This window comes from Actinoplanes sp. NPDC026623, from assembly GCF_040638275.1.
In the GTDB taxonomy this organism is placed as follows: domain Bacteria; phylum Actinomycetota; class Actinomycetes; order Mycobacteriales; family Micromonosporaceae; genus Actinoplanes.
This window is the reverse complement of record NZ_JBEZXZ010000268.1, coordinates 1-9,767: the sequence shown is the minus strand read 5'-3', so window position 1 is coordinate 9,767 and position 9,767 is coordinate 1. Positions and strand designations below refer to the sequence as shown.

The window sequence follows — 9,767 nt, the reverse complement described above, 5'->3', positions numbered from 1 at the left end:
CTTCGGGCTGGCCAGCGCTCCGGTCGACGTCCAGCGGTAACTGGACGGCAGAGCACAGGTGTCACCGGTCGGCGGGGGGCTCGTCGGCGGCGTGGACGGTGACGTGGGGCCCGTGCCTCCGGTGCAGGCCACGCCGTTGAGGGCGAAGCCGGCCGGGACGGGGTTGCTGCCGGTCCACGAGCCGTTGAAGCCGAACGACACCGTGCCGCCGGCCGGGACCGAACCGTTGTAGCTCACGTTCGTCGCGGTCACCGCCGAGCCGCTCTGCGTCACCGTCGCGTTCCACGCCTGCGTCACGCTCTGCCCGGCGCCGTACGACCACGTCAGCGTCCAGCCGGACAACGGATCACCCAGGTTCGTGATCGTCACGTTGGCGCCGAACCCGCCCTGCCACTGCGACGACACGGCATAGCTCACCGAGCAGCCCGCGGCCGCGGCGCCCGCCGGCAGCGCCACGATCACCGCCGCCGACGCCAGCAAGGCGGCGCCGGCCGACGCCAGGCCGATGTTGACTGATCTGGATCTGGTCACAGGTTCTCTCCTGAGGGATGGCGGCTGACGCCTCGGGAGGGAAGATGAGAACCGCCAACGGGGTCAGCACGACGGCGCATTGCGAGAATGCGTACCCGCGCTTCATTGGCGCTCCGACGTTTCCCCCGTACGGAAGGCAGTCAGGGGTGGGAGCGCTCCCAGCGTGCGCGAAATATCGATGATTGTCAAGGCTTCCAAGGTGATCGGAGTCGATGGCACAAGCGTGACTCTCGACATGGCGACGGGATAACAGCTCCGGCTGCGGAATTCACGTCCCTTGCATAGTGGATTGCGCATGCAATTCGTTCACTTCATTGACATACATCCATGGAAATTCTATGTTTGCTGAATCCAGCGGATCCTTGAGCAACCTGTGCGTGCCGGGGGTCTGTCCTGAGCCGGAAAGGTGCGATGCCATGGCGTTGTCCAGACCGTCGATCCTCGGCCTCTGTGCGGCGATCGGCGGCACGGCCGCGGTCGCCGCCCTGGCGATGTCGCCGGCCGTCGCCGACGGCGGCCCCGTGGCGTCCTCGGCGGGTGGCTGCGACGCAACCGCGCAGGTCGAGACGCAGTGGGGCAGCGGGTCGAGCGGGGGTCAGATCGTCACCGTCTCGGTCACCAACACGTCCGCGGCCACCACGACCACGTGGGCCGTGACCTGGACGCTGGGCGCCGGCCGGCGGGTCGTCTCGGCCTGGAACGCCGTGGTGAGCACCTCGGGTGACGCGGCAACCGCGATCAACGCCGCACACAACGGCATCCTTGCCGGGGGCGCGTCGACCACGTTCGGGATGCAGCTGTCCGGCATCGGCTCAGCTCCCGCGCTGAGCTGCGACAACGGCGCCACCACCACGACGAGTCCGCCGCCACCGAGCGGCCCCGACGTCACCGTCACCCAGGCCGACGATCAGCGCACCATCACCCTGGTCGCCGGGCAGACGCTCGGCGTGTCCCTCGGCGCCGAATTCCTGACGCCGACCCTCGGCGGCGCCGCCCTCGCGCGGCTCTCCACCAGCGGCGGCTATCCGACCGGGCGGCCCCTCGCGGCGCTCTACCGCGCGGAGGCGCCCGGGTCGGTCGATGTCACCACACACTCGGACTACGCCTGCCTGCACACCACTCCGCGGTGCAGCGTGCCGATCAGGCTTTGGACCGTGCACGTCACCGTCGTCGCGGCCGGGCAGACGGTCATCGTCTCCGCGGCCGACAACCGCGGCGCGGTACGCCTGCACGTCGGCGACGAACTCGTGGTCAGCCTGGCGAGCAATTATCTGGTGCCGACGCTGTCCACCGCGGCCGTGCTCGTGCCGCGCGACAACGCCGGCGGCTACCCGACCGGCCAGCCGCTGGTAGCCCGCTACGTCGCCACGGCGGCGGGCACGGTCGAGGTGTCCACGCGGACCGACATCGCCTGCAACCATGAGCCGACGCCCTGTCCGTCGCCGCCGGTTCCGTGGACGGTCACCGTCACCGTCACGGCCTGAGCGACGTGCCGGCGACCACCGGATGGCCCGGCCCGGAGCCGGCGACAACGCCGAAGGCGCCGGCGACCCGCGCGCCGAGCGGTGTGCCCGGATTTCGTCCGTGTAGGTCGTGCCTGACGGGGTAGTCGGCGTGCATGGCCAACAACGAAACCGCCCCAGACGTGGTCGACGTCCTGACCGCCGACCACCGTGACGTCACCGCGCTCATCGGCGAGATCTGGTCGGTCCGGGACCCGATGGTCCGCCGCGACCTCACCGACACCGCCATCAGCGAGCTGGTACGCCACGCCGTCGCCGAGGAGATGTACGTCTATCCAGCCATGCGCAAGCACCTGCCGGGCGGCGACAAGGCCGTCGAGCACGACGTCGAGGAGCACCAGCAACTCGAGCGGGCGATGAAGGAGCTCGAAGGCCTCGAGGTGTCCGGCACGGACTTCGACGCGACGCTGCGCCGGCTCGAGGAGGTGCTGACCGACCACGTGCAGGACGAGGAGTCCGAGCAGTTCCCGGAGCTGCGCCGGCACATCCCTCGCGAGCAGCTCGTCGAGCTTGCGGAAAAGGTGGAGAAGGCGAAGAAGCTCGCCCCGACCAGGCCACACCCGGGCGCACCGAACAGCGAGCTGTTCCACAAGCTCGTCGGGCCGGGCGTCGGCATGGTGGATCGCCTCAGGGACATGATCACGAGCCGGGCAACCCGCTAGTCCGGCATCGACAGATCGGTTTATCCGCCAGCGAGCGGGTACGCGCAGGACATCCGAAACGAGGAAGGAGTACTCCTCATGACCACCGCACGCGAGATCATGACCCGGGACGCCACCTGCGTCGGCGAGAACGAGACCGTGGCCGACGCCGCGCGGAAGATGGCCCAGCTCGACGTCGGGTCGCTGCCAATCTGCGGCGAGGACGACCGGCTCAAGGGCATGGTCACCGACCGCGACATCGTCACTCAGGTCATCGCCAAGGGCCGCGACCCCAAGACTGTCCGGGCCGGCGACCTGGGCCAGGGCAAGCCGGTCACCATCGGCGCGGACGACGACGCCGGCGAGATCCTGAGCACCATGGCCAGCCACAAGGTACGCCGGCTGCCGGTGATCGACGGGCACCAGCTCATCGGGATCGTCGCGGTCGCCGACGTCGCCCGGGCACTGCCGGACCGCCCGGTCGGCGACCTCATCGACGCCATCAGTCTCTGACAGGGAGGGCTCATCGTGGCCGAACGCAACGAATTCGCCGTGGTGACGGGTGCGTCGAGCGGGATCGGCTTCGAACTCGCCCGGCAGTTCGCCACCAACGGCTACGACCTGCTGATCGTTGCCGAACAGGACGGGATCGAGCAGGCCGCGGCCGACCTGCGCCGCGACGGCGGCGTCCAGGTCACCGCGGTCCGCGCGGACCTGGCCACCTACGACGGCGTGGAGAAGGTCTACGCGGCGATCCGGACGTCCGGGCGGCCGGTCGACGCGATCGCGCTCAACGCCGGCCGGGGGATCGGCGGCGACTTCGTCCGGCAGACCGGCCTGGCCGAAGAGCTGAACGTGATCGATGTGAACGTCACCTCGACCGTGCATCTGGCCAAGCGTGTCCTGCCGGACATGGTCGCCCGCAACGCCGGGCAGGTGTTGTTCACCTCTTCGGTCGCGTCCATGATGCCGGGCACGTATCAGGCCGTGTACAACGCCTCGAAGTCGTTCGTGCAGTCCTTCGCGGAGGCCCTGCGCGCCGAGCTGAAGGACACCGGCGTCACGGTGACCTCGTTGATGCCCGGCCCGACCGACACGAACTTCTTCGAGCGCGCCGGCATGCAGGACACGAAGGTCGGCGCGGGCGAGAAGGACGACCCGGCGCTGGTCGCGAAGCAGGGCTTCGAGGCGATGCGCAAGGACAAGGAGAAGGTCGTCGCCGGCTCGCTGAAGACCAGGGTGCAGGGCGCCGCGTCGAAGGTCATGCCGGACAAGGCCAAGGCCGAGATGCACCGGCGCATGGCCGAACCGGGCTCGGCGGATCAGGACGCGGATTAGGTGACGAGGGCCGGCGGGGCCGCCTGCTTCATCCGGCCCCGCAGCCGGGCCATCTGGATCTCCGTCCGCCAGGCGTTCTTGGAAATCCGGCCTGCCGCGACTCGCCGGTAGTGGAGGCGTTCGCGTAACCAGGGATCTTAAATCCGCGAAGGACAATTCCGGTATCGGTTCGACCATGACGAGGAACGCGCCCGGCGTAGCTACGCCGGGCGCGTTCCTCGTCGCTGTTTCACTGCGCGGGTATTTGTTCTGTGGCAACTGTGCATAGGTGGGTGGGCTTCGGGTAGGCAGCGGGGTGAGGGCACGCCGATGATTCCTTGGAGGTTCCCCATGAGTGATATTGCATCCAGCCCTGGTGCCCGTGGCACCACTCCCGGCTTTGAGGCGCCGGGATCGCGGACCGGCACGGTCGGGCCGGATTCGTCGGGCGGTGGCCAGGCGCGGCAGGTTGCGCGGCATGGTCAGGAGGCCGCCGGTGAGGTTCGGGACACGGCCAAGGAGCAGGCCCGGCGGGTCGCTGGGGAGGCGACGGCGCAGGCCCGCAATCTGGTCTCGGATGTTCGTGATCGTGTCGGTGAGCAGGCCCGTGGTCAGAACGATCGGCTGGTCGGCTCGATCAGGCAGGCCGCGGATCAGCTGGAGGAGATGCGCGGCGATCGGGATGATTCGCCGGCGACGGTGGTGGTGTCGCGGGTTGCCGACGGTGGCCGGCAGTTCGCCGATTATCTGGACCGGCATGGTCCTGAGGGTGTGTTGCGGGAGGTGCAGGATTTCGCCCGGCGTCGTCCGGGGGCGTTTTTGGCGGCGGCGCTCGCGGCTGGGTTCGTGGTGGGCCGGCTTGGTAAGGGTGTGGCCCGGGCTGATGCTGAGGCCGGTCGGGGTAAGCCGGCGAGTGACTCGTTCGTCTCGCAGCGCGGGGCCGGGGCCGGCTTCGCGCGGGCCGGGTCGGAGCCTGGCGGGTATCCGGCGCAGTCGTCGGTGGAGTACGCGGCGACCGGTACCGGTACTCCGGTGATGGTGACCGAGGGGTCCGGCACGGGGTCGGTGCCGCCGGTTGATCGGCCGGGTGGTGTGTGATGACCCGGGCGTATCGCGATGGTGACCGCCCGGTGGCGGGTGGTGGTGAGAGCAGTGTGGGGGAGTTGATCGGCAATATCAGTGACGATCTGTCCCGGCTGTTTCGCCAGGAGTTGGAGTTGGCCAAGGCTGAGGTGAAGGTGGAGGCGGGTAAGGCGGGCCGGGCTGCGGGGATGTTGGGTGGTGCGGGTTTCGCCGGTTATCTGGCGGTGGTGCTGCTGAGTTTCGCGGTGGTGTTCGGTTTGGCCAATGTGATGGATGCGGGGTGGGCGGCGCTGATCGTGGCGGTCGTCTGGGGTGTGGTCGGTGCGGTGTTGTATGCGGCGGGTCGGCGGCGGTTGCAGGGTGTGGATCCGGTGCCGCGGCGGACGGTTGACACGATCAAGGAGGACGCGCAATGGCTGAAGAACCCGACCGGTTGAGGCAGGACATCGAGCAGACCCGGGCGTCGTTGACTCGTGACGTGGATCGGTTGGCGGATCGGACCAGTCCGCGGCGGGTGGCGCGGCGTCGGTGGTCGGCGGTGAAGGAGAGGGTGATGGGCAGCTCGGATCAGGCCCGCCACACGGCGGTTGACACGATGGGTTCGGTGCGGGACACGGCGGCGCAGGCCGGGAGTGCTGTTGAGGAGAAGGCGCACGAGGCGGCGGACGTGGTCCGGGGTGCGCCGGGGGTGGCGGCTCGGCAGGCCGGGGGTAATCCGTTGGCGGCGGGTCTTATCGCGTTCGGTGCGGGTCTGTTGGCGGCGACGTTGATTCCGGTGACTGATGCGGAGCGGCGTGCGGGGCAGCAGATTCGTGATGAGTCGGGGGAGTTGACCGAGCGGGTCAAGGAGGTTGCTTCGGATCTGGGTTCGGATCTGGAGTCGGGTGCCCGTGATGCGGTGCAGCAGGTTAAGCAGACCGCTGAGGATGCGGCGCAGACGACGCGGGAGCAGGCGCGGTCGTCGGCGCAGGATGCGACGGAGCAGGCGAGGCGCACGGTGTCGCACGGATGACGTAGGAGGAGCAGATGGGTTTCGCGGATAAGGCCAAGGATTTCGCGGACGAGCATGACAAGCAGGTTGATGAGGGGATCGAGAAGGCCGGCGATCAGATCGACGACCGGACCGGTAACCGGCACTCGACCCAGATCGACAAGGGTGTGGACCAGGCCCAGCAGAGGACCGGTACCGGCGACACCCAGCAGTAACCACACACCCAGCGGTTCCCGGCCGCAGTCGCGGCCGGGAACCGCCCGTTCATCGGCCCGGTGAGGGTGAGCCCGGCCCGGTGAGCCCGGCCGGTGAGCCCGGCCCGGTCAGCCCACTCGTGCGGCGAGAAGTCCCTACCTGCCGGCGGTGCAGGTGCCGTCGGAGTCGGTGTTGTCGCCCAGATCGACGATCCGGGCCCAGACCGCCCGGCAGCCGTCCGGTCCGGTCCCGCTCGTGTTGTCGGTGATCGTGGTGCGGTGCAGCTCCACCCGTCCGGGACCGGGCGTGTTGCGGGGGCCGGGAAGGTAGCCCAGGGTGATGTTGATGCCGCCGCCCCCGCGGTCGGCGTGATTGCGGCTCACCGTGCTGTCCACCACCGTGACCGTCTCCGGGCCCCGGACGTCGATCCCGCCGCCGTAACCGGCCAGTTCGCCGGGCCGGGTCGGGTCGTACGGGTCGGTGACGCGGTTGTTGGTGATCACCGAGTGTTCCACGAGTCCGCGCCCGTCGAAACGGATGCCTCCCGCCTCGCCGGCCTCGTTGCCGTCCACCAGGCTGTCGCGCGCCGTCATCGTGGTGAACGGGATGTTCTGCACGGCGCCGCCGATGCGGGCGCTGTTGCCGGTCATCCGCACCCGCTCCAGGGTCAGCGCCGATGCGTTGAGCACGGCGCCCCCGCCGTAGTAGTTGTAGAGCGACGCCACCGGTGCCGAGACGCCGCCGGTGATGGTGAGGTCCGCCATGGTGGCCGGTCCGAGGGTGGTGAACACCCGGTCGAGGTGTCCACCGTCGAGCAGGGTGCGGTCGCGGCCGGCCCCTTCCACCCGGGTCGCCTTGAAGATCTTGAGGTTTCCGTGCGCGGCGTCCGCGAGGGTGTAGTCGGTGAAGGCGCGGCCGAGCAGCGGCGGAATGGTCAGCCGGTATCGGCCGGCCGGGATGACGATGGTCGAGCCGGGATTGGCGTTGGCCTCCATGACGGCGGCGCGCACCGTGCAATCGCCGTTCGCGGTGGCACATCGGTCGTCGCCGGGGGTGTCGTCGGGTGCGTCGGCGGTGCTGTCGACCTGGTAGCGCCCGCCGGTCGCCCGCGCCGCGGAGGCGGGGACGAGGACGACGGCGACGCAGAGGGTCGCGACCGCGAACTGCCGCCCGGTCCGGGCCGGTATCGAGGTATGCATCTGGAGGAAATTACCGACGAGTAGACCATCTCAAAAGGAGCATGGGCGACGAAATATGTGAATCTTTATTTTGGTACCCATGAACTCGCTGCGTGTCGGTGTGTTCCGGCGGGCCGCGGCGTTCGCTGCAGGGACTTACCGCGGTTGAAGCGCGGGGCGCCCGATGACGGGAACCCGGCGTCCGGCGATCCGGAACAGAGCCACCCCGCCGGCGACCGCCGCCGCGGTGGTGATCGCGCCGGCGAGCAGCAGCGCGCCGCGGGCGCCGGCGGAGTCACAGAGCCAGCCGAGCAGCGGAGCGCCGACGATGCCGGACAGCGCGGAGACCATGCCCAGCGCCGCCAGGACCCGGCCACGCATGTCCTCGCGGGTGTCGAGCTGCACCCGGGTCGACACGATGGTGTCGAGGATGACCGCGCCCGCCGCGATCGGCAGCATCAGGACGGCGAAACCGGTGACGGTCGGGGCGAGGCCGGAGCACATCTGCAGGACGCTGATCGTCAGTCCGGCGCCGACCAGCACGGGCAGCGTGGAACGTCCGCCGGCCGCGAGCGCCAGGCCACCGACCACGGCGCCGACCGCGAAGACCGTCGAGAGCATTCCGTACGCGCCGGAGCCGGCGTGCAGGGGACCGGCGACCATGGCGGCCATCGTCACCTGGTAGTTGCGGCCGAGCGAGCCGAGCACGAACGACAGCGCCAGCACGGTCAGCACCACGGGCTGGCCCAGTACGTAGCGCAGGCCCGCCCGTACGCCCCGGTCGCAGTCCCGGGCGGACGCCAGCGGCCGCATCGAGCCTGGGCGCATGACCAGGAGGGCGGCGATCACCGCCAGGTACGACACCGCATTGATCGCGAACAGGGAGGTCGGCCCGGTGATCCCGACCAGGACTCCGCCCAGGGCCATACCGCCGATCCGGCCCGCCGAGCTGAGTACCGAGCCGAGCGCCAGCGCCGAACCGAGCGCCTCGCGTGGCACCAGCGCCGAGCCGAAGCGGCCAAGACTCGGACCTTCGACCGCGCTGATCACCCCGGACGCCAGTGCCACCGCATAGACCGGCCACAGCCGGCCGGTGTCGAACACCAACGCCAGCGCCAGCAGCGCCCGGGCCACCTGACAGACGATCAGCAGCGGACGGGCCGGCAGGCGGTCGGCGAGGGCGCCGCCCCAACCGCCCAGCACCAGCACCGGCAGCGCCTGCGCCAGCACCGTGAAACCCATGGTCGTGGCCGAGCCGGTCACCGACAGGACGAGCCAGTTGAGCCCGAGCACCTGCATCCAGGTGCCGCCGGTGGACACCAGGTCGGCGCCGGCCCAGAGCCGGTAGTTGCGCTCGCGGAGCGGCGTAAGCATCGAAGCCAAGGCGACGGGTTCCCCCACGTGGACGAACGCCGTCTCTCGGCGCCGTACGCCCTATCGGGAGGCACCGTCGGCCGGCTTCGGCCGAAGGCGCCCGTACTCCCGGATCGCAACCGGCACGGTCACGGTCGGGCGGCGGGGATTGAATCGGTGCGGGCGGGGTAACCGGGCGCCATGCCGGACGGGAGACAAACGGAACGCGGGCCGGTGGGCGGGCCGGCGGCGGCCGAGACCGACGACGTCACCGTGGTGGTCGCCACCCGGAACCGGTGGGACCGGCTGCGGGAGACGGTCCCGCGGCACCGGGCCCCGGTCATCCTGGTCGACAACGCGTCCGACGAGGCCACCGACGTGCCGGGCGTCGATCTGGTGCGACTGGAGACGAACCGGGGTGCCGCGGCCCGCAACATCGGTGTCCGGCGGGCGCGGACGCCGTACGTGGCCTTCGCCGACGACGATTCCTACTGGACGCCCGGCTCGCTCGCCCGGGCGGTGGAGCTGATGCGGGCGCATCCGCGCGCCTCGCTGCTCGCCGCGCGGGTCCTGGTCGGCCCGCGGCAGACCCTGGATCCGGTGTCGGCGGCGATGGCCGCGGCGCCGATCGGCGTGCCGCCCGGTGCCGCCGGGCCGGCCGTGCTCGGCTTCCTCGCCTGCGCGGCCGTGGTCCGGCGCGATCACTTCCTGGCGGCCGGCGGCTTCTGCTCCAGGCTTTTCGTGTACGGCGAGGAGGCCCTGCTGGCGATGGACCTGGCGGCGGCCGGCGGGCAGCTGTCGTACGTACCGGAACTGGTGGTACGGCACCTGCCGCAGCCCAACGGCCGGGACGCCGCCGCGCGGCTGCGCCGGGAGACCCGCAACCAGGTGCTGACCGCGGTGCTGCGCCGGCCGCCGGCAGTGGTGGCACGGACGGTGGCCGCGGGACTGCGGC

General features: G+C 70.4%; 12 protein-coding genes. 9 read left to right on the top strand and 3 right to left on the bottom strand.

Features of this window, described 5'->3' with window-relative positions:
- A partial coding sequence (locus AB0F10_RS41395; protein ID WP_360638804.1) for a cellulose binding domain-containing protein occupies nt 1-531 on the bottom strand: 531 nt, incomplete at its 3' end.
- 416 nt (nt 532-947) lie between these two features.
- On the opposite strand from AB0F10_RS41395, the gene AB0F10_RS41390 reads away from it, so the two are divergent.
- The 8 genes from AB0F10_RS41390 (at nt 948) to AB0F10_RS41355 (ending at nt 6,301) form a co-directional block, all read left to right on the top strand.
- A complete protein-coding gene (locus tag AB0F10_RS41390; protein WP_360638801.1) occupies nt 948-2,015 on the top strand; it encodes a cellulose binding domain-containing protein in 1,068 nt (355 codons plus the stop codon).
- Nucleotides 2,016-2,149: 134 nt separating this feature from the next.
- Nucleotides 2,150-2,716, top strand: coding sequence for a hemerythrin domain-containing protein (locus AB0F10_RS41385; RefSeq protein ID WP_360638798.1), 567 nt, complete (start codon nt 2,150-2,152; stop codon nt 2,714-2,716).
- Nucleotides 2,717-2,794: 78 nt separating this feature from the next.
- Entirely contained in the window at nt 2,795-3,208 is a 414-nt protein-coding gene (locus AB0F10_RS41380) for a CBS domain-containing protein (RefSeq protein ID WP_360638795.1), read from the top strand.
- 15 nt (nt 3,209-3,223) lie between these two features.
- A complete protein-coding gene (locus AB0F10_RS41375; protein WP_360638792.1) occupies nt 3,224-4,033 on the top strand; it encodes an SDR family NAD(P)-dependent oxidoreductase in 810 nt (269 codons plus the stop codon).
- Between the two features lie 330 nt (nt 4,034-4,363).
- Nucleotides 4,364-5,110 carry a hypothetical protein gene (locus tag AB0F10_RS41370; RefSeq protein ID WP_360638789.1) on the top strand — a complete coding sequence of 249 codons (747 nt, stop codon included), beginning with the start codon at nt 4,364-4,366 and terminating at the stop codon, nt 5,108-5,110.
- Nucleotides 5,110-5,532 (top strand): phage holin family protein, encoded by a 423-nt coding sequence (locus AB0F10_RS41365; protein WP_360638786.1) that lies wholly within the window; start codon nt 5,110-5,112, stop codon nt 5,530-5,532. The genes AB0F10_RS41370 and AB0F10_RS41365 overlap by 1 nt, the downstream gene beginning before the upstream one ends.
- Nucleotides 5,508-6,107, top strand: a complete 600-nt coding sequence (locus tag AB0F10_RS41360) for a DUF3618 domain-containing protein (RefSeq protein WP_360638784.1) — start codon at nt 5,508-5,510, stop codon at nt 6,105-6,107. The genes AB0F10_RS41365 and AB0F10_RS41360 overlap by 25 nt, the downstream gene beginning before the upstream one ends.
- A 14-nt stretch (nt 6,108-6,121) precedes the next feature.
- A complete protein-coding gene (locus tag AB0F10_RS41355) occupies nt 6,122-6,301 on the top strand; it encodes an antitoxin (RefSeq protein WP_360638781.1) in 180 nt (59 codons plus the stop codon).
- 135 nt (nt 6,302-6,436) lie between these two features.
- Here AB0F10_RS41355 and AB0F10_RS41350 read toward each other — a convergent pair whose 3' ends face one another.
- Both AB0F10_RS41350 and AB0F10_RS41345 read right to left on the bottom strand, forming a co-directional pair.
- Nucleotides 6,437-7,480: a hypothetical protein gene (locus AB0F10_RS41350; protein WP_360638779.1), complete on the bottom strand. Its 1,044-nt coding sequence runs from the start codon at nt 7,478-7,480 to the stop codon at nt 6,437-6,439.
- 135 nt (nt 7,481-7,615) lie between these two features.
- Nucleotides 7,616-8,833: an MFS transporter gene (locus tag AB0F10_RS41345; protein WP_360638776.1), complete on the bottom strand. Its 1,218-nt coding sequence runs from the start codon at nt 8,831-8,833 to the stop codon at nt 7,616-7,618.
- 213 nt (nt 8,834-9,046) lie between these two features.
- On the opposite strand from AB0F10_RS41345, the gene AB0F10_RS41340 reads away from it, so the two are divergent.
- On the top strand, nt 9,047-9,767 hold a 721-nt coding region (locus AB0F10_RS41340; RefSeq protein WP_360638773.1), incomplete at its 3' end, for a glycosyltransferase.